At 61.6% G+C, this 24,122-nt stretch carries 21 protein-coding genes and 2 pseudogenes; 11 read left to right on the forward strand and 12 right to left on the reverse strand.

The genetic code is table 11. The features are described 5' to 3' along the window. Nucleotides 1–619, forward strand: a pseudogene (locus K9B37_RS14250) (hypothetical protein); the annotation flags it as partial. Between the two features lie 156 nt (nucleotides 620–775). Here the strand turns inward: K9B37_RS14250 and K9B37_RS14255 are convergent. From K9B37_RS14255 to K9B37_RS14285, 7 genes and pseudogenes are all read right to left on the reverse strand, one after another. Further along, nucleotides 776–1,990, reverse strand: coding sequence for a vWA domain-containing protein (locus tag K9B37_RS14255; RefSeq protein ID WP_224313868.1), 1,215 nt, complete (start codon nucleotides 1,988–1,990; stop codon nucleotides 776–778). Then, on the reverse strand, nucleotides 1,987–2,901 hold the full coding sequence (locus K9B37_RS14260; RefSeq protein ID WP_224313870.1) for an AAA family ATPase: 915 nt from the start codon (nucleotides 2,899–2,901) through the stop codon (nucleotides 1,987–1,989). The genes K9B37_RS14255 and K9B37_RS14260 overlap by 4 nt, the downstream gene beginning before the upstream one ends. A 79-nt stretch (nucleotides 2,902–2,980) precedes the next feature. Further along, nucleotides 2,981–3,784 (reverse strand): FAD binding domain-containing protein, encoded by an 804-nt coding sequence (locus K9B37_RS14265; RefSeq protein ID WP_224313871.1) that lies wholly within the window; start codon nucleotides 3,782–3,784, stop codon nucleotides 2,981–2,983. Nucleotides 3,785–3,796: 12 nt separating this feature from the next. Continuing rightward, a complete protein-coding gene (locus K9B37_RS14270) occupies nucleotides 3,797–6,160 on the reverse strand; it encodes a xanthine dehydrogenase family protein molybdopterin-binding subunit (protein WP_224313872.1) in 2,364 nt (787 codons plus the stop codon). 151 nt (nucleotides 6,161–6,311) lie between these two features. Then, the gene (locus K9B37_RS14275) at nucleotides 6,312–6,806 is read right to left on the reverse strand and encodes a (2Fe-2S)-binding protein (RefSeq protein ID WP_224313874.1); all 495 of its coding nucleotides are present in this window, start codon (nucleotides 6,804–6,806) and stop codon (nucleotides 6,312–6,314) included. 173 nt (nucleotides 6,807–6,979) lie between these two features. Next, nucleotides 6,980–7,441, reverse strand: a complete 462-nt coding sequence (locus K9B37_RS14280; protein ID WP_224313876.1) for an SRPBCC family protein — start codon at nucleotides 7,439–7,441, stop codon at nucleotides 6,980–6,982. A 68-nt stretch (nucleotides 7,442–7,509) separates the two neighbouring features. Next, a pseudogene (locus K9B37_RS14285) lies at nucleotides 7,510–7,980 on the reverse strand (iron-sulfur cluster assembly scaffold protein). A 175-nt stretch (nucleotides 7,981–8,155) separates the two neighbouring features. Between K9B37_RS14285 and K9B37_RS14290 the strand changes: the two are divergent. The 7 genes from K9B37_RS14290 to K9B37_RS14320 all read left to right on the forward strand — a co-directional run bounded on the left by K9B37_RS14290 (nucleotide 8,156) and on the right by K9B37_RS14320 (nucleotide 14,947). Next, nucleotides 8,156–8,479: an XdhC family protein gene (locus K9B37_RS14290; RefSeq protein WP_224313877.1), complete on the forward strand. Its 324-nt coding sequence runs from the start codon at nucleotides 8,156–8,158 to the stop codon at nucleotides 8,477–8,479. A 58-nt stretch (nucleotides 8,480–8,537) separates the two neighbouring features. After that, entirely contained in the window at nucleotides 8,538–9,230 is a 693-nt protein-coding gene (locus tag K9B37_RS14295; RefSeq protein ID WP_224313879.1) for an XdhC family protein, read from the forward strand. Beyond that, nucleotides 9,227–10,246, forward strand: a complete 1,020-nt coding sequence (locus K9B37_RS14300) for a molybdopterin-binding protein (protein ID WP_224313880.1) — start codon at nucleotides 9,227–9,229, stop codon at nucleotides 10,244–10,246. The genes K9B37_RS14295 and K9B37_RS14300 overlap by 4 nt, the downstream gene beginning before the upstream one ends. Continuing rightward, nucleotides 10,243–10,842: a nucleotidyltransferase family protein gene (locus K9B37_RS14305; RefSeq protein WP_224313882.1), complete on the forward strand. Its 600-nt coding sequence runs from the start codon at nucleotides 10,243–10,245 to the stop codon at nucleotides 10,840–10,842. The genes K9B37_RS14300 and K9B37_RS14305 overlap by 4 nt, the downstream gene beginning before the upstream one ends. Before the next feature lie 327 nt (nucleotides 10,843–11,169). Further along, the gene (locus tag K9B37_RS14310; RefSeq protein WP_224313883.1) at nucleotides 11,170–11,700 is read left to right on the forward strand and encodes a (2Fe-2S)-binding protein; all 531 of its coding nucleotides are present in this window, start codon (nucleotides 11,170–11,172) and stop codon (nucleotides 11,698–11,700) included. After that, entirely contained in the window at nucleotides 11,697–12,713 is a 1,017-nt protein-coding gene (locus tag K9B37_RS14315; protein WP_224313885.1) for an FAD binding domain-containing protein, read from the forward strand. Before K9B37_RS14310 ends, K9B37_RS14315 begins: the two co-directional genes overlap by 4 nt. Before the next feature lie 5 nt (nucleotides 12,714–12,718). Continuing rightward, nucleotides 12,719–14,947, forward strand: a complete 2,229-nt coding sequence (locus K9B37_RS14320; RefSeq protein WP_224313887.1) for a xanthine dehydrogenase family protein molybdopterin-binding subunit — start codon at nucleotides 12,719–12,721, stop codon at nucleotides 14,945–14,947. A gap of 1 nt (nucleotide 14,948) precedes the next feature. On the opposite strand, the gene K9B37_RS14325 is transcribed toward K9B37_RS14320, so the two are convergent. Beyond that, nucleotides 14,949–15,833 carry a LysR family transcriptional regulator ArgP gene (locus tag K9B37_RS14325; RefSeq protein WP_224313889.1) on the reverse strand — a complete coding sequence of 295 codons (885 nt, stop codon included), beginning with the start codon at nucleotides 15,831–15,833 and terminating at the stop codon, nucleotides 14,949–14,951. A 92-nt stretch (nucleotides 15,834–15,925) separates the two neighbouring features. On the opposite strand from K9B37_RS14325, the gene K9B37_RS14330 reads away from it, so the two are divergent. Further along, on the forward strand, nucleotides 15,926–16,540 hold the full coding sequence (locus tag K9B37_RS14330; protein WP_224313891.1) for a LysE/ArgO family amino acid transporter: 615 nt from the start codon (nucleotides 15,926–15,928) through the stop codon (nucleotides 16,538–16,540). 432 nt (nucleotides 16,541–16,972) lie between these two features. Next, nucleotides 16,973–17,599: a hypothetical protein gene (locus K9B37_RS14335; protein WP_224313893.1), complete on the forward strand. Its 627-nt coding sequence runs from the start codon at nucleotides 16,973–16,975 to the stop codon at nucleotides 17,597–17,599. A gap of 332 nt (nucleotides 17,600–17,931) precedes the next feature. Here the strand turns inward: K9B37_RS14335 and gyrB are convergent, their stop codons facing one another. The 3 genes from gyrB to recF all read right to left on the reverse strand — a co-directional run bounded on the left by gyrB (nucleotide 17,932) and on the right by recF (nucleotide 22,403). Continuing rightward, nucleotides 17,932–20,358: a DNA topoisomerase (ATP-hydrolyzing) subunit B gene (gyrB, locus tag K9B37_RS14340; protein ID WP_224313895.1), complete on the reverse strand. Its 2,427-nt coding sequence runs from the start codon at nucleotides 20,356–20,358 to the stop codon at nucleotides 17,932–17,934. Nucleotides 20,359–20,562: 204 nt separating this feature from the next. Further along, complete coding sequence (locus K9B37_RS14345) at nucleotides 20,563–21,177, reverse strand: LysE family translocator (protein ID WP_224313897.1); 615 nt, start codon at nucleotides 21,175–21,177, stop codon at nucleotides 20,563–20,565. Nucleotides 21,178–21,242: 65 nt separating this feature from the next. Then, entirely contained in the window at nucleotides 21,243–22,403 is a 1,161-nt protein-coding gene (gene recF / locus K9B37_RS14350; RefSeq protein ID WP_224313899.1) for a DNA replication/repair protein RecF, read from the reverse strand. Between the two features lie 216 nt (nucleotides 22,404–22,619). Between recF and K9B37_RS14355 the strand changes: the two genes are divergently transcribed. After that, the gene (locus K9B37_RS14355; RefSeq protein ID WP_224313901.1) at nucleotides 22,620–22,961 is read left to right on the forward strand and encodes an antibiotic biosynthesis monooxygenase family protein; all 342 of its coding nucleotides are present in this window, start codon (nucleotides 22,620–22,622) and stop codon (nucleotides 22,959–22,961) included. Nucleotides 22,962–22,993: 32 nt separating this feature from the next. Here the strand turns inward: K9B37_RS14355 and dnaN are convergent, their stop codons facing one another. Continuing rightward, entirely contained in the window at nucleotides 22,994–24,112 is a 1,119-nt protein-coding gene (gene dnaN, locus K9B37_RS14360; protein ID WP_224313903.1) for a DNA polymerase III subunit beta, read from the reverse strand. Between the last annotated feature and the right edge of the window lie 10 nt (nucleotides 24,113–24,122).

Consider the following 24,122-nt stretch of genomic DNA (forward strand, 5'->3'; position numbering starts at 1 on the left):
CGGCACCAAGAGCAGCGCGGCGATGACCAATGTCGCCTGGAACAACAACTATGTCGTCAAGGGCGGTTATGGCTACGAGTACATCAAGGCCGACAGCCAGGGCCATACGCCGGGTAGCGCCAGCAACACCATGATTGCCGGCGGCCTCTCTCCCGACAAGGCGCCTGACAGCTATGCCGGCGGCTCAACGCCCACCCCGACCCCGGATCCGACACCCACACCAACCCCGACGCCGACCCCAACCCCTTCTTCGCCACACGTTGTCACTCCAACGAAGCCTGGCGACACATTGTGGGGCACTGCCGGCAAAGATGTCTTCCAATTCAGCTCCGTTTCCAAAGCCAACGGTGTCAAGGTGGTGAACTTCCATCACGGAGAAGATAAACTCGACGTCCATCTCATTGATGCCAACGCCTATAAGTCAGGAAACCAGGCCTTCGTGTTCGATGGCTACAAGGCTGGTGGTTATAAGACCGGTGGTTCCACTGGCCACATCTGGGCAGTCGAAGATAAGGCGGCCGACGTGACCCACGTCTATGGCAATACGGGCACATCTAAGTTCCAGATCGACCTGAAGGGAATTCATCTCGGTCTGACGGCTTCGGACTTCTACCTTTAACGCGCCTCCTGCGAATGTCGGGCGCAAGCTGCGTTCTTGCGCCCGGCCATTACATTTCAGTCGATAGGGCCAGATTCTGGTCCATGATCACCTAGCCTTACGACCGATATCTGCAAGGAGAGGAGGCGTATGCTCATAGAGACACACACTCGTGAGTCAGATTCCCTGCAGCCATTCGCGCGGATTCCATTGTTGGTTCCGCTTGCCCGACAAAGCCCGGCAAAGTTCTTCCATCGAGGTCAGGTTGTGGATTGGTCGGAATTCGTCGACGTAAGGTAGCATCGCTCTGATACCGGCAGCTCGAGCCTCGAAGCCGTCGAACCGAAGTAGCGGATTCAGCCATATCACGCGCCGGCAGGAGCGCTTGAGCCGATCCATCTCGAAAGTCAGCTCTGTTGACACTTCTCGCTCAAGCCCGTCCGTAAAAAGGAGGACGATAGCGCCCTGGCCAAGTACCCGACGAGACCAGTAACGGTTGAAGTCATGTAGGGCATGGGCGATCCGCGTTCCGCCCTCCCAGTCCTGTACGAGCTTCGATGCGCGCGCGAGAGCCTCGTCCTGATCGCGGCTCGTCAGCTCGCGGCTGATATTGGTCAAGCGCGTCGCGAAGACAAAGGAGTGAACGCGCCGCCTTTTTTCGGCAATGGCGTGCAGGAAGTGCAGGAAGAGGCGCGAGTACTCCGCCATGGAACCTGAGATATCCACGAGTGCAACTATCGGCGCGTGCCTGAGAGCGGGAGAGCGGCGAGCCAGATCAATCCCGGCGCCGCCTCCACGCAGCGACAGCCGAAAAGTTCTGCGCAGATCGATCCGCCGTCCCCGTGGGTCCGGTAGTAAGCGACGCGTGGCGATCTCATCATGGGGCAGGGACATTTCCGCGATGAGGTGTTTGGCCGTCGCGATCTCAGAGGCCGACATCTGTGCAAAGTCTTTTGTCCGCAGGACCTCTCGATCCGAAACCGTGAGGCGAGCCGAAAATTCGGTTCTTTCAATCCGCTCTGGCTGCTCATGCCGGGGCACCGCCAAAGCCTCAGCAACACGCAAAGCTCCCGCCTGGGGCTTCTTGTCCTCGTGGCCACCCGGCGCGACCGGCGACATCTGTGCGATGAGCTTTTCAATCAGCGCCCGCCGCCTCCAGAAGATTCTGAAGGCCTGGTCGAACAGGACGCTCTGCTCATGCCGCTTTACGAAGACAGCATGAAGCGTCCAGTAGAAATCTTCCCGCGTACCGATCCGGGCCGCCTCGACCGCGGCGATTGCATCAAGAACCGCACCGGGGCCGACAGCCAGACCGGCAATGCGCAGAGCCCGGGCGAAATAGGCGACATTGGCCGCCAGCTGACCTTCGCCCTGCACTGAGAGGCTATTCACTCCGGCATCCTCAGCGTGTCTTTGACACGGTCGAGGATCCCCTTTGCCCGGCTGCCCTGCAACTTCTGGATATCGTCCTGATACTTCAGGAGAACGCCGAGCGTGTCGGAGACCAGCGACGGGTCGAGCGCCACTGCATCGAGCTCCACCAGGGCCGACGCCCAATCCAGGGTTTCTGCAACACCGGGTGCCTTGAACAAGTCTTCCTTCCGGATGGCCTGAACGAAGGCCACGACCTCCCGAGAGAGGCGGTCGGGAGAGCGAGGCGCGCGGCTTCTGAGAATGGCGAGCTCCCGCTCCGCATCCGGATAGTCGACCCAGTGATATAGGCAGCGGCGCTTGAGCGCATCATGAACTTCCCGCGTGCGGTTCGATGTGATGACGACAATCGGGGGATGATCCGCCTTAATGGTGCCGAGCTCCGGAATCGTAATCTGGAAGTCGGACAGCACTTCGAGAAGAAAGGCTTCGAAAGCCTCGTCCGTTCGGTCGAGCTCATCGACCAGTAGAACCGCTGTGCCAGCGGTGTCCGGTTCGAGGGCCTGCAAGAGCGGCCTTTTTACGAGATAGCGCTCAGAGAACAGATCGCTCTCGAGTATGTCGCGGTCCACGGTTCCGCCTGCTTCAGCAAGGCGAATAGCCATCATCTGCCCGGCGTAGTTCCATTCGTAGACGGCCGAGGCGACATCGAGTCCTTCGTAGCATTGCAGGCGAATGAGACGACGTCCGAGCGCGGAAGACAGCACCTTCGCGATCTCCGTCTTGCCGACGCCCGCCTCTCCCTCGAGGAAGAGTGGCCGTCCGAGCTTCAGGGCGAGAAAGAGTACCGTTGCGAGCGGACGGTCGGCGACATAGCCTTCGCTTTGCAGCAAGGCCAATGTTTCGTCGATGGAACGGGGTTGGTCTGCCACAGGCTTTGCTGCTCCGTGAGGGCGTGATGCCCGGTAAGAACCCGGGCATCGGCTGCGATGTCGCTTCCTGTGGAGACTCTCAGCCTCGCGCCGCGGCCTGCACGGCCCGGCGGGCCATGACGCCGACGAGATGGGCACGATAGGCGGCATCCGCATGGATATCGCTGTTCATCTCGTCCATCGGTGCAGAGATGCCGTCGAGGGACTCCGCTACGAAGTTCCGGCTCAGCGCCTCCTCCATCGCTGCTATCCGGAACACGCCATTGGAACCTGCTCCCGTCACAGCGAGCCGCACCCCGCCTGTGTGTTGTGCGACGAAGACACCGACGAGAGCGTAGCGCGAGGCCGGGTGGCGGAACTTGGCGTAGGCTGCCCGCAAGGGAATTGGAAACGAGATCTGAGTGATGATCTCGCCTTCCCCCAATGCTGTCGTGAAGATGCCTTGGAAGAAATCATCCGCCGCAATTCTCCGCTTGTCGGTGGCGATCGTTGCATTCAGGGCGAGGCAGGCGGCTGGATAGTCCGCGGAAGGATCATTATTGGCGATCGAGCCACCGATTGTGCCGCGGTTGCGCACATGCGGATCGCCGATGAGTTCCGCCAGATTGGCAAGAGCGGGAATAGCTTCCCGCACCACTGCCGAGTTCGCGACCTCTGCGTGCTTTGTCATGGCACCGATCACGATCGCATCGCCGGAACGCTCGATTCCGCGAAGTTCGGCAATCTGACCGAGATCGATCAGATTGGCCGGAGATGCGAGCCGCAGCTTCATGGTCGGCAGCAAGGTGTGACCGCCGGCGAGGAACTTGATGTCCTCGGACTGGTTGGCAAGATTGGCGGCCTCCCGAATGCTCGTCGGGCGGTGGTATTCGAAAGCGTACATTCCCGTCCTCCCTTATTCCGCCGCCGTGGGCATGCGTGTCTTCTGCGCCGCCCGCCAGACGGCCTGCGGCGTTGCTGGCATTGCGATGTCCTCGTGGCCGAGCGCGTCCGTGATCGCGTTGATAACGGCGGGCGGTGCCGCAATGGCGCCTGCTTCACCGCAACCCTTGATCCCGAGCGGGTTCGAAGGGCAGGGGGTGACTGTCATACCAACTTGGAACGACGGCAGATCGATCGCGCGCGGCATGCAGTAATCATTGAAGCTGGCGGTAATAAGCTGTCCGCTCTGATCGTAGACGGCGCCTTCGAGAAGCGCTTGGCCGACGCCTTGCGCGATGCCGCCATGAACCTGGCCTTCGACGATCATCGGATTGATGATAACCCCGAAATCGTCCACCGCAGTCCAGCGCTCGATCTTGGTGACGCCCGTGCCGGGATCGATTTCCACTTCGCAGATATGGACGCCTGCCGGGAAGGTGAAGTTGGTGGGATCGTAGAATGCTCCCTCCTTTAGGCCGGGCTCCAGATCCTGTCCCGAGAATTTGTGGGCGATATAGGCCTGGAGAGCGACTTCGCCGAAGCCAAGTGTTCGGTCTGTTCCGGCGACTCCGAACTTGCCGTCCTTGAACTCGATATCGCCTTCAGAGGCCTCTAGAACATGGGCGGCGACCTTCTTGCCCTTCGCGATCACCTTGTCGAGAGCCTTGGCGATTGCCGACATGCCGACAGCGCCAGATCGTGATCCGTAAGTGCCCATGCCGAACTGCACCTTGTCGGTGTCGCCATGAACGATGCTGACCTGATCGATGGAGATGCCGAGTCGATCCGAGACGAGCTGAGCGAAGGTGGTCTCGTGGCCCTGGCCGTGGCTATGCGAGCCGGTGAGAACTTCGACGGAACCGGTCGGGTTAACGCGCACCTCCGCGGATTCCCACAAGCCCACGCCCGCGCCAAGGGATCCGACAGCTTGGGAGGGAGCAATGCCACAGGCCTCGATATAGCTGGAGAAGCCGATGCCCCGCAGCTTGCCGCGGCGAGCGCTCTCCTGCTTGCGCTGTTGGAAGTTCTTATAATCGGCGAGTTCCAGCGCCTTGTCGAGCGAGGCGGCGTAATCGCCCGTGTCGTAGGCCATGATGACCGGAGTCTGGTGCGGAAAGTGCGTGACGAAGTTCTTTCGGCGGAATGCTGCCGAATCCTGTCCAAGCTCGCGAGCGGTCTTCTCGACGAGCCGCTCGACCACAAAGGTCGCCTCGGGCCGACCTGCGCCGCGATAGGCATCGACGGGTGCCGTGTTCGTGTAGACCCCGTCCACTTCGCAATAGATAGCCGGGATATCGTACTGTCCTGACAGGAGCGGAGCATAGAGATAGGTCGGTATGGACGATGCGAATGTCGAAAGATAAGCGCCGAGATTGGCCGTCGTATGCACCCGGAGGCCCAGGATTTTGCCGCTCTCGTCGGTCGCCATTTCCGCGTGGGTGACGTGATCGCGGCCATGAGCGTCGGACAGGAAAGCCTCGGTGCGGTCCGCCGTCCATTTCACCGGTCGCTTGACCTTCTTCGCCGCCCAGACGCAGATCGTCTCCTCGGCATAAATGAAGATCTTCGAGCCGAATCCGCCGCCGACATCAGGTGCGATGACGCGCAGCTTGTGCTCTGGCGCGACGCCGATGAAGGCAGACAGAACAAGACGGGCCACGTGGGGATTCTGGCTCGTCGTGTAGAGCGTGTAGCTGTCGGTGCCGGGATCATATTCGCCGACCGCCGCGCGTGGCTCGATCGCGTTCGGTATCAGCCGATTGTTGACGAGATCGATCTTCGTCACGTGCTTGGCCCGCGCGAAGGCCGCTTCCGTCTCGTCCTTGTTGCCGAGATGCCAGTTGAATACCGTGTTGTCGGGCGAGATGTCGTGCACCTGAACCGGCGCCTTCGAAGCCTGGGCCGTGTCGACGACGGCCGGGAGAACCTCATAATCGACCGTGATGGCTTCTGCGGCGTCCTTTGCCTGGGCCAGGGATTCGGCGATCACGACCGCGACATGGTCGCCCACATAGCGCACCTTCCCCTGCGCTAGGGCCGGGTGGGGACCTGCCTTCATCGGGGAGCCGTCCTTGGAATGGATCATCCAGCCGCAGATGAGGCCCCCGATCTTGTCGGCTGCGAGGTCGTCACCCGTTAGGACCGCCACGACGCCCGGCATGGTCCTGGCCGGGCCGGTATCGATGGACCGGATCACGGCATGGGCATGCGGTGAGCGCAGGAAATAGGCATAAGATTGGCCAGGCCGGTTGAAGTCGTCGACGTAGCGTCCCTGGCCAGTGACGAAACGCTGATCCTCTTTCCGGCGGACGGGGGCGCCGATCCCTGTTGCGGTCATGAAATCCTCCCTTGTCTTCGTTGGCCCTCACCGTGTGGAGGTGAAGCGGGGATCCTCGAAGAAGGCTTCCAGAGACGCCTGCTCCGAGACGCACCTCAGCTTGCACCTGTCTGGTAAGGCGCCGTACTTTCGACGAGCTCGTCGGATCGCCTCACTCCGCCGCCTGCTGCAGCGGCGCCTGGGCCATCGCCTGCGCTCCAGCTGCAATAGCCTTGACGATGTTGTGATAGCCCGTGCAGCGGCACAGATTGCCTTCGAGCTCAGCCCGGATCGTCTGCTCATCGAGCGCGTTCCCCTTACGGCTCACGATATCGATGGCCGACATGATCATGCCCGGCGTGCAGTATCCGCATTGGAGGCCATGATGCTCGCGGAAGGCCGCCTGCATCGGGTGCAGCTCACCGCCCTGGGCGATGCCTTCGATCGTGGTGATGGCGCTTGCATGCGCCTGGACCGCGAGAACGGTGCAGGCTTTCACGGCTTGCCCGTTGAGGTGAACGATGCAGGCGCCACACTGGCTGGTGTCGCAGCCAACATGGGTTCCGGTTAGCCGTAGGTTTTCGCGGAGAAACTGAACGAGCAGGGTGCGGGGATCGACGTCTGAGGTGACGGATTGACCGTTCACCGTCAGGGAGACGGTGGTCATGCGTGATATCCTCCTTAAGTGCCGGAAACCCGGCCAACCTTAAGGTGGTCTCAGGCACCGGCAGGTCTTCTTGTTGGACGAACGCACGAGCGCGATCCGCCGATATTGAGTGTGAACCTCCCTCTCTAAGCGGTCAAGTATTGGAAAAATGTACTGAATGCCCTAGCGGGCGATTACGCGGCGGATTCTTCGGGCGACAGGATCTTGGCGAAATTCCCGAAGAACTCGTCGGCATATTTCTTGGCGACGCCATTGATCAGACGCCCACCGAGTTGAGCGATCTTGCCGCCCACATTGGCCTCCACGTCGTAGACCAGCTTGGTACCACCCTCGATGTCTTCGAGACGGACCTTCGCACCGCCCTTGGCCCAGCCGGCAACACCGCCCTGTCCTTCTCCGCTGATGGTATAGCCGTTGGGCGGGTCGAGATCGGAGAGAGTGACACCGCCTTTGAATGTCGCCTTCACGGGACCGACAGAGACTTTGGCTGTCGCCTGGAATTCCGTGTCGCTGATCTTCTCCAGCTCTTGGCATCCGGGAATAGAGGCTTTCAGGACATCCGGATCGTTGAGGGCTGCCCACACGCTCGCTCGGTCGGCGGGAAGTGTGACTTCGCCTTGCATCGTCATCGCCATGATGATCTCCTCCTGTGAACCAGCCCCAATGCTAGAGTATGTGCAAACTCGGCGGCACGTCACCTCCCTCAGCGTTGCTGCAATGCACCCTTGTCGGAGGCAGCTTCTGGCGATGCACTATGGATCGTTGACAGCGTGGCTACTTCGGGGACCTCGACCTTAGCGAGTGCATCGACGACCATATCGAAAGTGAGAAGAATCGAGGCGTGGCTGGCCCTCAGATCCCGCGCCGGCTCCAACAGGGCAAGATCTGCGGCGGGCTCCCGCCGGCCTTCAACAACGGTCTGGAGTTCCTCGACTGTCGAGCCGATGACATGGCGTCCCATGATCGATGAGGAAGCCTGACCGAGGGCACAGGCCCTGACATCGTGCGGGAAGGCTTAGACGATATTCCTATCGAGTTTCAGATGTACCGTGACCGTCGACCCGCACAGCTTCGAGTGCGCCTTCGCGCTGGCATCCGCATCGGGCAAAATGCCGAGAAGGGGAATGTCAGCCGCGGACTCCAAGATGCGCCGGCTGTAGATATCGTTCAGCATCCTTCCCGCGAGCCGTCCGACGGTGGTGCCTACAACGATCAGACGCTGCATCAATGCGCAGAGATGCCGGTCGTGCTCATGAGTGTTCCCATGCCGGTTGCGGTCCGACGGGTGGTGATGGCAGTATCGATACTCAAGTGCTGTTCGAAAGCTCCTCCTTCCGCAGGGAATTCCCATGCTTTCAACCGATACGGATGTCCTGAAGACTGCAGAAGCGTGGAGGCGCGAGGGTAGGGGAGTCGCGATCGCAACCGTTGTCGAGACATGGGGATCAGCTCCGCGTCCCGTCGGCAGTCATCTGGTGATCGACGAAGAGACGAACTTCCTCGGATCGGTGTCCGGCGGCTGCGTGGAGGGCGCTGTTATCACCGAGGCGCTCGATGTCATCGCCGATGGAAAGCCGCGCATGCTTGAGTTCGGGATCGCCGACGAGACCGCCTGGCAGGTCGGTCTGTCATGTGGGGGACGGATCAGGGTCTACGTGGAGCGAGTGGACTAGAATGTTCATTCGGTCCTTGTCGTTTCCGTTTGCCGCCCGGCCAAGGTGAGGAAACCGCATGCGGTTGAGCTTCCTGTCCGATCTCAATGCGGAGCGTGCCGCCCGGCGCGCCGTTGTCCTCGTGACCGACATCGCTTCCGGCGAGCAGCGTCTTGTTTTGGAGGCGAAGATTGGAAGCGACCCGCTGGCTGAGGACCTGCAGGATCGACTACGCCAGGGCAAAAGCGGGCTTATCGAGCGGGGCGATCGCCAGTACTTCCTGACGATACAGACGCCGCCGGTGAGAGTGATCGTGATCGGTGCCGTGCATATTAGCCAAGCGCTGGCGCCCATGGCCCAAGGTCTGGATTTCGACATCACGATCATCGATCCGCGCACAGCCTTCGCGACGCCCGCGCGCTTTCCGGACGTGCCGGTGCTGACCGAATGGCCCGACGCCGTTCTGCCGACCCTGGGCATCGACCGTTATACGGCCCTCGCGGTGCTCACTCACGACCCGAAGATCGACGATCCCGCGCTCGCGATCGCTCTGCGGTCGGACTGCTTCTACATCGGTGCGCTCGGCTCGCGCAAAACCCATGAGCGCCGCGTCCAGCGCCTGACTGCCCTCGGCTTTACCGACACGGACATGAAACGCATCCAGGCGCCGATCGGCCTCGACATCGGAGCTGTTTCGCCTGCGGAAATCGCGGTTTCTATCCTAGCCGAAATCGTCGCGGCCCTGCGTAAAGAGCGGAGACGCCCGGCGTGAAATTCGGAGAGGTTCCAGTCGAGGAGGCCGTTGGCGCCCTGGCAGCTCACAGCGTGCGAAGTGGAGAAACGGTGGTGAGGAAGGGAACCCTCATCTCATCCGAAATCGCCCTGCGCTTGAAGCGGGCCGGCGTCGAATTCATTATCGCCGCGCGGTTCGAATCCGGTGACATCGCGGAGAACGAGGCGGCCTTGCGTCTCGCACAGGCGCTTGCTGGAGCCAACATCGTTGTCGAGGCGCCCTTTACCGGACGCTCCAATCTCCACGCCGAAGTTCCGGGGGTTCTCCTCATCGATGGGGAGGCGGTCAACCATCTGAACGCCGTCGACGAGGCCATGACTGTCGCCACGCTGCCGGCCTACAAGCCGGTTGTCGCAGGGGAGATGGTAGGAACCGTCAAGATCATTCCCTATGCCATCCCGGAGATCCTGCTGCAGAAAGGGATCGCCGAGGCTGGCATAGGGGCCTTGCGCGTTGCGCCGTATGTGCGCCGCTCGGTCGGGGTGGTTTCGACGATCCTTCCCGGACTCAAGCCGAGCGTGATCGGCAAGACCCTTGCGGCGCTCGCGAGGCGGCTGGAACCCGCAGGCGCGACGATCGTGTTCGACCGCCGGGCGCCTCACGAGGCCGCAGCCCTGGCACAGCAGCTGGCCGACCAGGGGCACAGCGATGCGCAACTCGTCGTCATTTTCGGCGCTTCGGCCATCGCCGATCGTCGGGATGTCATTCCATCCGCCATCGAGATGGCCGGAGGGCGGGTGGAACATTTCGGCATGCCCGTCGATCCGGGCAATCTGCTGCTCATAGGATCGATTGCCGACAAGCCTGTGATTGGTGCCCCGGGCTGCGCCCGGTCCCCGAAGGAAAACGGATTCGACTGGATTCTGCACCGCCTTCTGGCGGGGATTCCCGTGACACGGGCCGACATCATGTCTCTCGGTGTCGGAGGGCTTCTCATGGAAATCGTCTCACGGCCGCAGCCGCGCGAGGGCGGCGAGAGCGAGAGCGAGGAATGAGTCAAGAAACGAGCGATGTGGCGGCAGTTCTTCTCGCGGCTGGGCGCGGCACGCGCTTTGGTGACGAACCGAAGCTGTTGGCCCGGATCGAAGGCAAGGCCCTGGTTCGCCATGTAGCCGAGGCTGCTGTCCTGTCCACAGCAGACCCGGTCATCGTGGTGACCGGGCATCGTGCGGAAGAGGTCGAAACGGCGCTGCACGGGCTTCCCGTCCAAATCGTCGAGAATGCTCTGTTCGCTGAGGGCCTCTCGACGTCTCTGAAGGCTGGATTTGCCGCGCTTCCACGAGCGGCGCGGGCAGCAATCGTCCTTCTCGGGGACATGCCGTTCGTAAAAGCCGATCTTATCGACGCATTGACGGCTGCTTGGCGGGAGAGGGGAGAGCCGGCCGCTCTGATTCCAACATGGAATGGGCAGCGCGGAAACCCCGTCGTGATTTCGCGCAACCTTGAGGGCATGATCATGAAACTCTCTGGGGATGTCGGGGCGGGCCTGATTCTTCGCGGGCGGTCTGACGTGTTGGAGTGGCCGACCGATGACTTCGCTGTCGTGCAGGATATCGACACGAGAGAAGAACTGCTGAAGCACTGGCCGTGAAGAATTGAAGTCATGGTACCGCTTCGTCCCAGCGGGCTTTCGGCGATGCCAAAGTCGAACGTATGGCACCGTCCTTCGACACCACTCATGCCAGCGGCGTCATCCATAATTGCCGATTACGGTTTGGCTTAACAGTTCGTGATTCGAAACATGGTGCTCTGGAAGGCGGGTGGCTGAATGACCGGTCGGCCGCGCCGATGGCTTGACTTCACTGCGCGACGGGCAGATTGTGAATCAATGGTAGCGTGATCCGGAGCAGGATCCGTATGGCCTCTCCGCCACATAGCGTAACGTGATGTAACGAACGCCGTCTGGTTGGAGATCCCGATGGCTGAACCATTGACAAGGACCCCAAAGGGTTGGGATCGGCTTTCTCCGCCCTCCAAGGTGGCAATCACACTTCACGTCAACGACGTGCCGCGCACGTTGACCATCGCATCGTGGACAACGTTGCTCGATGCACTGCGCAACGACCTGGGTCTGACTGGCACCAAGAAAGGTTGTGATCACGGCCAATGCGGAGCCTGCACAGTGCTCGTGGATGGGCGTCGGGTCAATTCCTGTCTCGTCCTCGCCATCATGATGAATGATGCCCGTGTGACGACTGTCGAGGGACTGGCGAAGGACGGTGCTTTGCATCCAGTCCAGCAGGCATTCATCGACCACGATGCCTTTCAGTGCGGCTATTGCACGCCTGGCCAGATCATGTCGGCAGTGGCCCTGATCAGTGAAGGCCGGGCAAGAAACGCGGACGAGATCCGCGAATTGATGAGCGGCAACATCTGTCGCTGCGGCGCATATCCCAGGATTGTCGCGGCGATCCAGCAAGCCATGGCTGCAATGGAAAGCAAGCCATGATCAACTTTCGCTATACGCGCGCGACCGATGTCGGCGACGCTGTCCGTCAGATCGCAGCCGAGCCGAAGGCGAAGTTCATCGCCGGAGGCACGAACATTCTCGACCTGATGAAGTACGAGGTCGAGCAGCCGACACAACTCATCGACATCTCGCACCTGCCGCTCAGGATCATCGAGGAAGTGCCGAGCGGAGGTTTACGCATCGGCGCGCTCGTTCCGAACAGTGATTTAGCCTACCACCCACTGATCGAGGCGCGATATCCTATACTGTCGAGCGCTATTCTGGCGGGCGCGTCGCAGCAATTGCGCAACATGGCATCGACGGGCGGCAACCTGATGCAGCGCACGCGATGCTTTTATTTCTATGATACGGTGACCCCTTGCAACAAGCGCGAACCCGGCAGTGGCTGCTCCGCGATCGAAGGCATCAACCGCATCAATGCAATCCTTGGAACAAGCGAAGCCTGCATCGCGACGCATCCGTCCGACATGTGCGTTGCGCTCGCTGCGCTTGAGGCCACGGTTCACGTCATAGGTCCTTCCGGCGAGCGTGCGATTCCCTTCGCCGATTTCCATCGCCTGCCAGGTGGTACTCCTGAGATCGATACCAATCTCGCGCCGGATGAGATCATTATGGCGGTCGAACTGCCGCCTCAGGGTTTCGCGTCGCACTACAGCTATCTCAAGATCCGTGACCGGCTGTCCTATGCATTCGCACTTGTGTCAGCTGCAGCCGCCCTGGAGCTCGACGGCGGGCGCATCGCGGAAGCGCGTCTCGCACTCGGCGGCGTGGCCCACAAGCCCTGGCGTCGGGTGGAAGCCGAAGCGGCCTTGCGGGGCGAAGTTCCCGATCGGGCCGCGTTCGCTAAGGCGGCCGACATTTTGCTTCGTGGCAGTTGCGGCTTCGCACACAACGGTTTCAAGATCGGCCTCGCCCATCGTGTAATCGAACGCACATTGATGCAGGCCGCGCACGGCACGCCCCAGATCCAGGCCATCAAGAAAATTCGATAACTGTCATGACGTATATTGGCACCGCCACATCCCGCGTCGACGGCCACGCCAAGGTCACTGGCACGGCGACATATGCAGCTGAAGCCAAGACAACTGGCCTTGTCCATGGCAGCGTCGTCACATCCTCCATCGCCAAGGGCAGGATCGTGCGCATCGACGTGAGTGATGCGTTGCGAGTCGACCGCGTCATCGACGTGCTTACGCATGCGAACCGGCCGCCGATGGCGGATGCTGACAGCGGCTACAAGGACGAGGTTGCTCCGGATGGCTCGCCGTTCCGGCCTCTTTATGACGACAGGATCCTGTTCAGTGGACAGCCGATCGCGTTGGTGGTCGCCGAGGATCCGGAGACCGCCCAGTTCGCAGCCTCCCTGGTTAGGGTCGAGTATGCCGAGGAGCCGCATGTCACGGAGATGTATCGGCGATGGGATGATGCGCCCGCTTTGAAAGCCGTTGCCAAGCCCGGCGAGAATCCCTTCAGCCCGCCAAAGCCACGTGGCAATGCCAAGGCGGCGCTCGCGGCCGCGGCGGTGCGTCACCAGGGTGATTATTACGTTCCGGTCGAGTATCACAATCCGATGGAGCTTTATGGCTCAACGGTGACGTACGAGTCCGACGGCACGCTCACCGTCTTCGACAAGACCCAGGGCGTGCAGAACGTCCAATGTTACCTCTGCGGCGTATTCGCGCTCGCGCCGGAGCGTGTCCAGGTGCTCTCGCCCTTCACGGGCGGCGCATTTGGTTCTGGCCTGCGCCCGCAATATCAGGTCGTGCTGGCCGCGCTCGCCGCGCTCGCTTTGAAGCGCTCGGTGCGTGTCGTGCTCACCCGGCAACAGATGTATGGCCTTGGCTACCGGCCAGCCATGATTCAGCGGATCGAGCTTGGTGCCAAGGGGGATGGAACACTCGAAGCGATGACGCATGACGCCATCACGATGACCTCGCAGTACGAGCACTTCTATCGGCAGGAGACCGGCTGGTCCGGCCTGCTCTATCAGTGCCCCAATGCGACATACGCGCACCGGGTCGCGCCGCTCGATCTTCCAACCCCGTGTGACATGCGCGCGCCAAGCGCAGCGACCGGTGTTTATGCGCTCGAATGTGCGATGGACGAGCTCGCGGTCGCGCTCGGGCTCGACCCACTCGAGTTGCGGCAGCGGTGTTATTCGGACCGGGACCAGAACACCAACCGCCCCTACAGCAGTAAGAATTTGCACGAATGCTACCGTCAGGGCGCTGAAGCATTTGGTTGGGAGAAGCGCAGTCCCGAGCCGCGCTCGATGCGCGATGGCAGCGAGCTGGTGGGCTGGGGCATGGCGACCGGCGTTTGGGAGGCGTTGCAGGTGCCGATTGCGGTGCGCATCGCGCTCACCGCCAATGGCCATGCGGAGGTGTCCTGTGCCACCTCTGACATCGGCACTGGCACCTACACGATCATGGCTCAGGTCGCAGCCGACATGTTGGGCGTTCCCCTCGACCAAGTCACGATCAGGCTCGGCGACTCGACGCTGCCGCAATCTCCCGTCGAAGGTGGCTCGTGGATCGCAGCTTCGGTTGCCAATGGAATTGCAACAACGTCCGATGCAATCCGCGATGAGCTATTGGGCCTCGCCAAGCAGATGCCGAATTCGCCGCTTTCAGACATTGCTCCTGGGGAGGTCGTACTGGTCGATGGCAAGCTTATGAGCGCGCGCGACCCGGCACGTGCGGTCTCCATCGCTGATACCATGCGCCACGGCGGCATCGATCGCATCGAACTGGAGAAGACTACGCGCTTTCCGAAGGATGAAACGCATTCACACAATACGCATTCGGCGATCTTTGCCGAGGTCAAAGTCGACGAAGAGCTGGGGGTCATTCGCGTCACCCGCGTCGTCAGCACAGTTGCGGCCGGGCGTATTCTGAACACCAAGACCGCCAGCAGCCAGATCCTGGGTGGCGTGGTGTGGGGCATCGGCATGGCACTGCACGAGGAAACCCTCCTCGATCATACCTTCGGGCGAGTCATGAATGCCAATATCGCGGAATACCATGTGCCGGTGAACGCCGACATACATGACATTGATGTGATCTTCGTCGACGAGCCGGACGATAGCATCAATCGTCTCGGCATCAAGGGGTTGGGCGAGATCGGCATCGTCGGCGTTGCAGCGGCGGTTGCCAACGCGGTCTATCACGCGACGGGTAAGCGCGTGCGAGACCTGCCTATCACGTTAGATAAGTTGCTTGCGTAAACTAAACCTGCACCAACATCGTCCTGGCCTCATGCACGACAGCACGGGTCACATCGCTCAGCACGGCGCCTACGATGCGGCTCTGCTGCCAGAATAACGGGACGTCCAGCTGCTGGTCGGGCTCGATCGCAACCAGCCGCCCGGCACGAAGATGGTCGATCACAAGCGGCTCGGGATTCATGCCCCAGCCAATTCCAGCCAAGGCTGCATCCACGAAGGCCTGGGATGAGGGGAGCCAATGGAGTGGAGGATGAAGGCTGGTTCCGAGCACCTGCCGCATCCATTCCGCTTGGAGCCGATCCTTCTGATCGAAGACGAGACATGGCGCGCGCGTCGCTGCGCGCGCGCTGAATCCATCGGTAAACCACCGGGCGCAAAACTCCGGGCTTGCGGTTGCAATATAGCGCAGGGCTCCGAGAGGATGACAATCACAGCCCTGGATCGGCGTGTCGTGCGCCGTTACGGCGGCAACCACAGCGCCACGCCGCAGCCATTCCGCGCTGTGGTCCTGATCATCCAGCACCAGGTCGAACAGATATCCTTCCGTCTTTGCCATGGCTGAGATGAACCAGGTCGCCAGACTGTCGGCATTCACGGCAATCCGCAGCATCACGGGTCGGCTCTCCGCCTGAAGACCCGGAAGACTGCCCCGCAAAGAGCTCTCCAGCAGCGCGACCTGCTCGACATGCTGGCAGAGACGCTGCCCCGCCTCGGTTGCCGTGCAGGGTTGCCCCCGGACCACAAGCACAACTCCCAGCCGTTCCTCCAACAGCTTGATCCTCTGGGAGATGGCCGAGGGAGTGACGTTGAGGTGCTGTGCAGCGCTCTCGAAGCTGCCGGTCCTGATGACGGCGGCGAGGGCGGAGAGAAGCGCGTAGTCGAGCATGGATTAGCATCTCTAATGCAAGCAAAGAAACTTTAACTTTTCTGATCATGATGCTTGGCCTAGCTCATGTCGACCCTTTGCCGGAGTTGAACATGGCTATCCCCCTCTTCGCAGGCTTCATGTTGGGCCTGAGCCTGATTCTCGTGATCGGGGCGCAGAACGCTTTCGTGCTGCGTCTGGGCCTGAGGGGTGAACATGTCCTGGCGGTCGTCCTGACCTGCGCCCTGTCCGACGCAGTGCTGATCCTGCTCGGCGTGACAGGGTTTGCTCGGGTAGGTGCTGTCCTGCCATGGATCGAGCCCGTCATGCGGTACGGCGGCGCGGCATTTCTGATTGTGTATGGTACCCGCAGCTTCAGATCGGCATTCGCGGCGGAGGCAAGCCTTCGGGTGTCAGGTGCGACGACAATCACGCTTAAAAGCGCGCTGCTCACCTGCTTGGCGCTCACTTGGCTCAATCCTCACGTCTACCTTGATACCGTCGTGCTGATCGGGTCGATCTCGATCCAGTTTGACGAAAGGCGCGGGTTGTTTGCACTCGGGGCGATGCTCGCATCCTTCACCTTCTTCTTTTCGCTGGGCTATGGCGCACGCCTGCTGCGTCCCCTCTTCGCCCGTCCTGGCACATGGCGGGTTCTCGATGGTGGGATCGGCCTCGTGATGTGGGGCACGGCCGCGAGAGTGCTGCTTGCTTCGGCGCCCGCCTAAGACGCCAAGCGGCAGCTGCCACCGAAAAAATGACTGAGTGCGGGCTTCGCGAAAATCCCGCGATTCCGGTAGAAGACTTTGACCTTCGCGGGGGCGTTCGACCCAAAAGGCAGACTCCGTCGGGCCGCAGCTTGCATCGAGAGGGGCGAGCCATGCCCTGGGCAATGAGACGCTGGCTGGATCCCGCCGGATCGAACTGGCGCGCGAGATCGGGCGCCTCGAGCGGCGTCTCGGCTTGCAGTAGCGAGGGATTGGTTGGCCTGGGCGATGGAGTACGAGGCGGTCGACGGTCCGGAGAGCCTACTCGACAGGGTATACCCGACCAACCAGTGGGCGCTCGTCGAGGTCGCCAGGCTGCACGGGAAGGCAAGACTCCGGGCCGCTTCCTGAACCGGCGCCAAGCGTGTTGAGGATCTCCTTTAGTTGTTGGACATGTTGACTGCCAACAACTCTGGCGCCAAGCCATACTCGTTGCCAAGAATAGTTACCGAAGCAACCGCGGATGCGTCAGCCGGCTCAACCATCGCGAAGTCAAAGGTCAGGGATATCGGCGTGCTCTCAAATTTCTTCTCGAAAAAAGATCCGTTATTTTCCCAAGAAATCAAAACCACTGATTCCTCGCGCTGCTATGTCGAGGTTCGGAAAGTATCGATGTGTGGCACCCGACTGGTGCTGTCGCAATACTTTGGCCTTCCTACATTGCGTGTCGGATTCACCGCGGACCAAGCCGAAGCGCTGATCGGCAATCTCCGCGATGCCATTAATGTGGCGCGCTCCGCCACCATTGCACAGCAACCCACCTCGTTCATTGCAATCATCTTCCATCGTCTCATCCCAAAGGTATTGTTCAGGACGACCATCCCAACAGAATTCCCAACCGCTGTTCTTACCATGCAGGTCGAACAGAAACCGGGTGTAACCACCAACAAAATTACTCTTGGTTGTGGGGTCGGTGACGAAGGATCCCGGATCTACTTCGAGGCAGAGGATGCCGAGATACTTGCGACCGTATTGATCGAAGCAGTCCGGCGGCTCAGAGAGTACCTCAATGGCGGATGACCTCGGCTTTCGTCCGCAAATGCCACCGGACCCCATCCCGCCCGTTAGGTAGTTCCTGGCCCCAATGGGGCAAGCTGAGAGTTGAACGGAACCGAAGCAGAAGTGCAACGAGCGGCTTGGTTCCAGGATTGCCACAGCCGCGATGGCCGGACGGAAAAAGGCCCGCCTCCATTAGGAAGGCGGGCCGTTTTGATCCTCGGGGAAGGAGCCTAGCCTTTCAGCTGGCGCACAACCTAAGGCTCTGCGAACAGGAGAGCCAGGCTACTCGCCCATGCAGGTCAGAAAGCCTCCCGGTTTGAGTCAAACTTCAAGATCGGGAGACAGTGAAGCGATCAGACGTCCAGGTTCGCAACCGAGAGCGCGTTGTCCTGAATGAATTCGCGGCGAGGTTCCACCACGTCGCCCATGAGCTTCACGAACAGATCGTCGGCGTCGGTGACGTCCTTCACCTTGACTTGCAGGAGCGAACGCACGTCGCGGTCGAGCGTGGTTTCCCACAGCTGCTGCGCGGTCATTTCGCCAAGGCCTTTGTACCGCTGCAACTGCAGGCCCTTTCGGCCTGTGGCGAGCACCGAGGTAAACAGGGTCAGAGGGCCATCGATCTTCATTGCATCGCCCTTGCGCAGGAGCGTCGCCGGACGGGCATAGACATCCTGCAGGGAGGCCGCGCGCTCGTCGAGCTTCTTGGCTTCCTGACTGGCGATCAAGGCCTGATCCAGAACCGCGACCTGCTTCACGCCGCGCAAGGTCCGGGAGAAGACATAGCCGCCTTCCCGCACCTCGCCCGTCCATCCACGTTCGATCTCATCCGAGATCGCATCGAGACGTTGAGCGATGTAAGTTGCCGCTGCCGAACCGCGTTCCGGATCATCCACCACGTCGGGGCGAAGCGCGCCAGCAATAGCTGCCTGCTCGACGACTTTGCGGTCATAGCGGGAATGCAGATTCGACAGGACCTGCCGCACGAGGCGGGCCTCGTCGATCAGCCCCTTCAGCTGATCTCCCTGGAATTCAAGGCCGGATTCAAGACGCAGCACGGCGCCTTCCGTTCCCGCATCGATCAGGAAGTCCTCGAGTGCACGCTCGTCTTTCAGGTAGATCGCCTGCTTGCCGCGGCTTGCCTTATAGAGCGGCGGCTGCGCGATGTAGAGGTGTCCGCGCTCGATCAGCTCCGGCATCTGCCGGAAGAAGAAGGTGAGCAGCAGGGTCCGGATGTGCGAGCCGTCCACGTCCGCGTCGGTCATGATGATGATGCGGTGATAGCGCAGCTTGTCGGGGTTGAACTCCTCGCGTCCGATGCCCGTGCCGAGCGCGGTGATCAGCGTGCCGATTTCCTGGCTCGACAGCATCTTGTCGAAGCGGGCGCGCTCCACGTTCAGAATCTTCCCGCGCAAGGGAAGCACAGCCTGGAACGCACGGTCGCGGCCTTGCTTGGCGGAACCGCCGGCCGAGTCGCCCTCGACAAGCAGCAATTCGCACTTCGAAGGATCGCGCTCCTGGCAATCGGCGAGCTTTCCGGGAAGCGATGCAATGTCGAGCGCGCCCTTCCGGCGTGTAAGCTCGCGTGCCTTGCGGGCGGCTTCACGGGCGGCAGCCGCTTCCACCACTTTGCCGACGAGGGTTTTCGCCTCAGCCGGATGCTCCTCAAGCCAGTTGTTGAGCGCTTCGTTGACCACGTTCTCAACCGCGGGACGCACCTCGGAGGAGACGAGCTTGTCCTTGGTCTGCGAGGAGAATTTCGGGTCGGGAACCTTCACGGAGACGATGGCGGTCAGGCCTTCACGGCAATCGTCGCCGGTGAGAGAGACCTTTTCCTTCTTCGTGAGACCCGAGGAGTCGGCATAGCCGTTGACCTGACGGGTCAGGGCGGCACGAAAGCCCGCCAGATGGGTGCCGCCGTCACGTTGCGGGATGTTGTTGGTGAAGCAGAGCACGCTCTCGTGATAGGAATCATTCCACCACAGCGCTACTTCGACGCCGATGCCGTCCTTCTCCGAGCGGATCACGATCGGCTGCTGAATCAAGGGAGTCTTGGCGCGGTCCAGGTAGCGCACGAAGGCCTCGACGCCGCCCTCGTACATCAGCTCCTCCCGCTTGCGCTCGGCATGGCGGTTGTCGGTGAGGATGATGCGGACGCCGGAATTCAGGAAGGCGAGCTCGCGCAGGCGGTGCTCCAGGGTGGAATAGTCGAACTCCACCATGGTGAAGGTCTCGGTGCTCGGCAGGAAGGTCACTTCCGTGCCCCGCTTGCCTTCGGCTTCGCCAACGACAGCGAGCGGCGCTGCTGCATCGCCGTTGCGGAACTCCATGAAGTGTTCCTTGCCGTTGCGGTAGATGCGCAGCCGGAGCCAAGTGGACAGGGCGTTCACCACGGAGACGCCGACGCCATGCAGACCGCCCGAGACCTTGTAGGAGTTCTGGTCGAATTTACCGCCTGCGTGCAGCTGGGTCATGATGACCTCGGCTGCCGACACGCCTTCGCCGGCATGAATATCGGTGGGAATACCGCGGCCGTTATCCGTCACGGTGACGGAACCGTCGGCATTGAGCGTGACGGTCACTTCCGTGGCATGGCCGGCGAGCGCCTCGTCGATGGCGTTGTCCACCACCTCGTAGACCATGTGGTGCAGGCCCGAGCCGTCGTCGGTATCGCCGATATACATGCCCGGCCGCTTGCGTACCGCATCAAGGCCCTTGAGCACCTTGATCGATTCCGCGCCGTAGGCATCGGCATTCACGTTGATTGCGGGTTCGGCCATTGAGGATCCTTCAGGAGAGCGCGATGGGATGGATAAAAGGCGCGCCCCGGCATGTTTGATTCGTTAGATCAATTATTTAGTGGTTCCTGGTTGAAATTTCACCCCCACGCGCGTATGCGCGCGTGGAAACAAGCGGAAATTCCACGCAAAAATGCCGAATCATGTCGCGCGTGGGGTCGGCCGCTAGGAAATAGGCCGATCGTCCTACCTGGCCGCTACGGCCGCAGCGGCGCCCGCCATGACGGTTCCGGTGGTCCGGTTGAGGATCCTGATCGCTCTCGGGCTGGTAAAGAGGCGCCTCGCGTTGGATGCGAGGACGATATAGGCCCCCAACACCACGGCCAGGATGCTCAAGGTCGCCAGGACGAGCTCCGCATAACCGAGAAGATTCACCCGGGTGAGGTCGAGGATCGTCGGTAGCAGGGCAAGATAGAACACCATGACCTTCGGATTGCCCATGGTCACCGCGAAGCCGCCAAGAAAGACCCGGAGAGGGTGTTCGGCTTTGACGTCGACGGCGACATCCTGAGGCGCCGCGGGGGCCGTCCAGAGCTTGTAGGCGATATAGAGCAGATAGGCGGCGCCTGCATATTTGATCACCAGAAACACACCGTGGAAGGCCTGAGCCAGGGCCGCCAAGCCCACAATGGCACAGGTCAGCCAGACCACGTCCCCGATGGCGAGGCCAGCACTGAACGCGACCGCTCCGCGAGTGCCGCGACCGAGCACCCGTGCCACGATCGCCGCGATCCCCGGGCCGGGCGAAGCGGCAGCGATGAATAGGGCCGTGGCAAATACGAGAAGTCCGGCGAGATCCATGATGAGGTCCGAGCACGACGGAATGGGACAAGCGGTGATTATAGCGGGCGGCGCCCGTCAGGCCATCAACGAATCTTGATCGATTCTATCACGCCCGGTTGGACCTGGAGCAGGTCGGCGCGGCCTTCGAGCTCGCTGAAAAGGCCCAGATCGGCTCCTGTCATCCAAACCTGGCCGCCAAGGGATTCGAGCGTGTCGAAGAGCCCGGCTCGCCGCCGCGGATCGAGATGGGCCGCGACTTCGTCGAGGAGGATGAAGGGCGCGATTCCACTCATGTGGCCGACAAGCCGCGCATGAGCCAGGACGAGGCCGATCAGGAGCGCCTTCTGCTCGCCCGTGGAAGCCATGGCGGCAGGAATGTCCTTGGGGCCGTGGCGGACGAGGAGATCCGTTGCTTGCGGACCGATCAGCGTGCGGCCGGCCGCGCGGTCGCGCGGGCGTCCCTCGCGCAGCATGGCGCGATAGCGATCCTCCGCGTCGACGGCTGGTAGCGTGGCGACCAGGGCGTCAATCTCGCCTTCGAGAGTGAGGGTCGCAAAGGGGAAGGGCGAGTTCTCGTCGCGGGTCGCCAGGATCAGCGCGGCCAAGCGCTCGACGGTCTCCCGGCGAGCCGCCGCCACGGCAATGGCGAGCTCCGCCACCTCCCGCTCCAGGGCATCGAGCCAGAGCCGGTCGTCGGGTATGTCTTCCAGCACCCGGTTGCGGGAGCGCAGGGCCCGTTCGAGAGCATTGACCCGGGCACCGTGTTCAGCGTCGACCGCCAGCACGAGGCGATCGAGGAAGCGGCGGCGATCGCCGGCAGGGCCACGGAAAAGAGCGTCGAGATCAGGCGTCAGCCAAACGATCCGCAAATGCTCGGCAAAGGCCGCCGGAGATGAGGCGGGTAGGGCATCGATGCGGCAGATTCGCGATACGCGTCCCTCATCTCCGGGGCGCTCGAGCCCCGTGCCGAGGCGATGCTCGCCATAGGGCGTCTCCAGGGTCACGGAGATTGCGAAGGAGCCTGGGCCGCCCTGGCGAACCATGTCGGACAGTTCTGCCCGGCGCAATCCGCGTCCCGGCATGAACAGGGAGATTGCTTCCAGCACGTTGGTCTTGCCGGCACCGTTCTCGCCGACGAGCGCTACGAGAGGGCGTGACACGGCAAGGTCCAGATCCGCATAGGTGCGGAAATCCTGAAGCATCAGATGGGTGATGAGGGAGGCGGCAGGTGGCGCTGACAGCATGGCGGATCCGAGGCTCCTTTTCAGGGAGTCCCTCCGAAAGATCAAGCGTCGCTGGCGCATCGGGCGGAGAAAGAGTGCGGACCTTCTCGTCCCATCGGATAGCATTCTGCCCCGCTAAGGACATTTCGTCCATTGACGAAGTGTTCCGGCGAGACGGATCGGTTGTTTCGTGAAAGATGAGCGGTCGGTAAAGAACAGGGTCCAGGGAGGATGTCCATGATCGCCGTGATCTTCGAAGTCGAACCGCGTGACGGGCACCGTGAGCATTATCTCGAGATTGCCGCGTCACTTCGCCCGCTCCTCGACGGCATTGACGGTTTCATCTCGATCGAGCGGTTCGCGAGCCTGACTCAACCGGGCAAGATCCTCTCCCTGTCCTTCTGGCGCGACGAGGCGGCTGTGAAGGCGTGGCGGATGCAGACGGAGCATCGCATGGCGCAGGTCCGCGGGAGATCCGAGATCTTCGCGCATTACCGCCTGCGCGTCGCGGAGGTCTTACGCGATTACGGGATGACCGATCGTGCTCAGGTTCCGGCCGATCTTCTGGAGCCGTCGTGAGACGGCTCCGCAACGACAGAAGGCGATATGCCTCACACGCGCATAGGCATCAGCACGTAGAGAGCGGACGCCCCCTCCCGATCCTGCACCACGGTCGGTGATCCGGGATCGGCCAGCTTGAACAGGGCGGTATCGCCGTCGAGCTGGGCCGTGATGTCGAGGAGATAGCGGGCGTTGAAGCCGATATCGATCGGCGCTGAATCGTAATCGACCTCGATCTCTTCGGTCGCGCTGCCGGAATCAGGGTTATTGACCGTGAGTGTCAGGCGTCCGTCGTTGAGAGCAAGCTTCACCGCTCGCCCGCGCTCGGACGAGATGGTCGAGACGCGATCGACCGCCTTCGCGAAATCCGCACGTTCCACGGTCAGGAGCTTGTCGTTGCCGGCAGGAATGACGCGCTGATAATCCGGGAAGGTTCCGTCGATGAGCTTGGAGGTCAGAATCACGTCGTCGAAGGTCAGGCGCACCTTAGCCGAGGACAATTCGACGGTGACGGATTCGCTGCCGTCCTCGACGAGCTTAACGATCTCGGCAACGGCCTTGCGTGGAATGATCACGCCGGGCATGCCTTCCGAGCCTTGCGGCGCGGGCAGTTCAACCCGGGCGAGACGATGGCCGTCGGTCGCGACGGCGCGCAGCATCGGCGTGCCCGATACGTCGATGGTGTGGAGGTAGATTCCGTTGAGGTAGTAGCGTGTTTCCTCGGTCGAAATCGCAAACTGCGTCTTCTCGATCAAGCGCTTCAGGTCGGTGGCGGACAGCGCGAAGCGGTGGGGGAGATCGCCGGCGGCGAGATCGGGAAAATCGCTCTCCGGCAGGGCCTGCAGCATGAAGCGGGAACGGCCGGAGCGGATCTGCATCTGACCCGTATCGCCCGGCGTTTCGAGGGAGACCTGAGCCCCATCCGGCAGCTTGCGGACGATGTCATAGATCATATAGGCCGGGACCGTGGTCGATCCCGCGTCGGTGATATCCGCCGGGATCGTGTCCGTGACCTCGATGTCGAGGTCGGTCGCCCTGAGACGGAGGGTTCCTTCCTCGCCGCGCAGAAGGACGTTGGAGAGGATCGGGATGGTATTGCGGCGCTCAACAACCCGGTGAACATGCCCGAGCGCCTTCAGGAGAGCGGCGCGCTCAACAGTAACTCTCATAGTCCAACAT

The sequence above is a fragment of the Microvirga puerhi genome (assembly GCF_020089865.1).
Lineage (GTDB): Bacteria > Pseudomonadota > Alphaproteobacteria > Rhizobiales > Beijerinckiaceae > Microvirga > Microvirga puerhi.

Bases quoted from the DNA above. Each gene is read 5' to 3' on its own strand.
- K9B37_RS14265 (WP_224313871.1), bottom strand. From the start codon at position 3,784: ATGTACGCTTTCGAATACCACCGCCCGACGAGCATTCGGGAGGCCGCC.
- K9B37_RS14270 (WP_224313872.1), bottom strand. From the start codon at position 6,160: ATGACCGCAACAGGGATCGGCGCCCCCGTCCGCCGGAAAGAGGATCAG.
- K9B37_RS14275 (WP_224313874.1), bottom strand. From the start codon at position 6,806: ATGACCACCGTCTCCCTGACGGTGAACGGTCAATCCGTCACCTCAGAC.
- K9B37_RS14280 (WP_224313876.1), bottom strand. From the start codon at position 7,441: ATGGCGATGACGATGCAAGGCGAAGTCACACTTCCCGCCGACCGAGCG.
- K9B37_RS14290 (WP_224313877.1), top strand. From the start codon at position 8,156: ATGCTTTCAACCGATACGGATGTCCTGAAGACTGCAGAAGCGTGGAGG.
- K9B37_RS14295 (WP_224313879.1), top strand. From the start codon at position 8,538: ATGCGGTTGAGCTTCCTGTCCGATCTCAATGCGGAGCGTGCCGCCCGG.
- K9B37_RS14305 (WP_224313882.1), top strand. From the start codon at position 10,243: ATGAGTCAAGAAACGAGCGATGTGGCGGCAGTTCTTCTCGCGGCTGGG.
- K9B37_RS14310 (WP_224313883.1), top strand. From the start codon at position 11,170: ATGGCTGAACCATTGACAAGGACCCCAAAGGGTTGGGATCGGCTTTCT.
- K9B37_RS14315 (WP_224313885.1), top strand. From the start codon at position 11,697: ATGATCAACTTTCGCTATACGCGCGCGACCGATGTCGGCGACGCTGTC.
- K9B37_RS14320 (WP_224313887.1), top strand. From the start codon at position 12,719: ATGACGTATATTGGCACCGCCACATCCCGCGTCGACGGCCACGCCAAG.
- K9B37_RS14325 (WP_224313889.1), bottom strand. From the start codon at position 15,833: ATGCTCGACTACGCGCTTCTCTCCGCCCTCGCCGCCGTCATCAGGACC.
- K9B37_RS14330 (WP_224313891.1), top strand. From the start codon at position 15,926: ATGGCTATCCCCCTCTTCGCAGGCTTCATGTTGGGCCTGAGCCTGATT.
- K9B37_RS14335 (WP_224313893.1), top strand. From the start codon at position 16,973: ATGTTGACTGCCAACAACTCTGGCGCCAAGCCATACTCGTTGCCAAGA.
- gyrB (WP_224313895.1), bottom strand. From the start codon at position 20,358: ATGGCCGAACCCGCAATCAACGTGAATGCCGATGCCTACGGCGCGGAA.
- K9B37_RS14345 (WP_224313897.1), bottom strand. From the start codon at position 21,177: ATGGATCTCGCCGGACTTCTCGTATTTGCCACGGCCCTATTCATCGCT.
- recF (WP_224313899.1), bottom strand. From the start codon at position 22,403: ATGCTGTCAGCGCCACCTGCCGCCTCCCTCATCACCCATCTGATGCTT.
- K9B37_RS14355 (WP_224313901.1), top strand. From the start codon at position 22,620: ATGATCGCCGTGATCTTCGAAGTCGAACCGCGTGACGGGCACCGTGAG.
- dnaN (WP_224313903.1), bottom strand. From the start codon at position 24,112: ATGAGAGTTACTGTTGAGCGCGCCGCTCTCCTGAAGGCGCTCGGGCAT.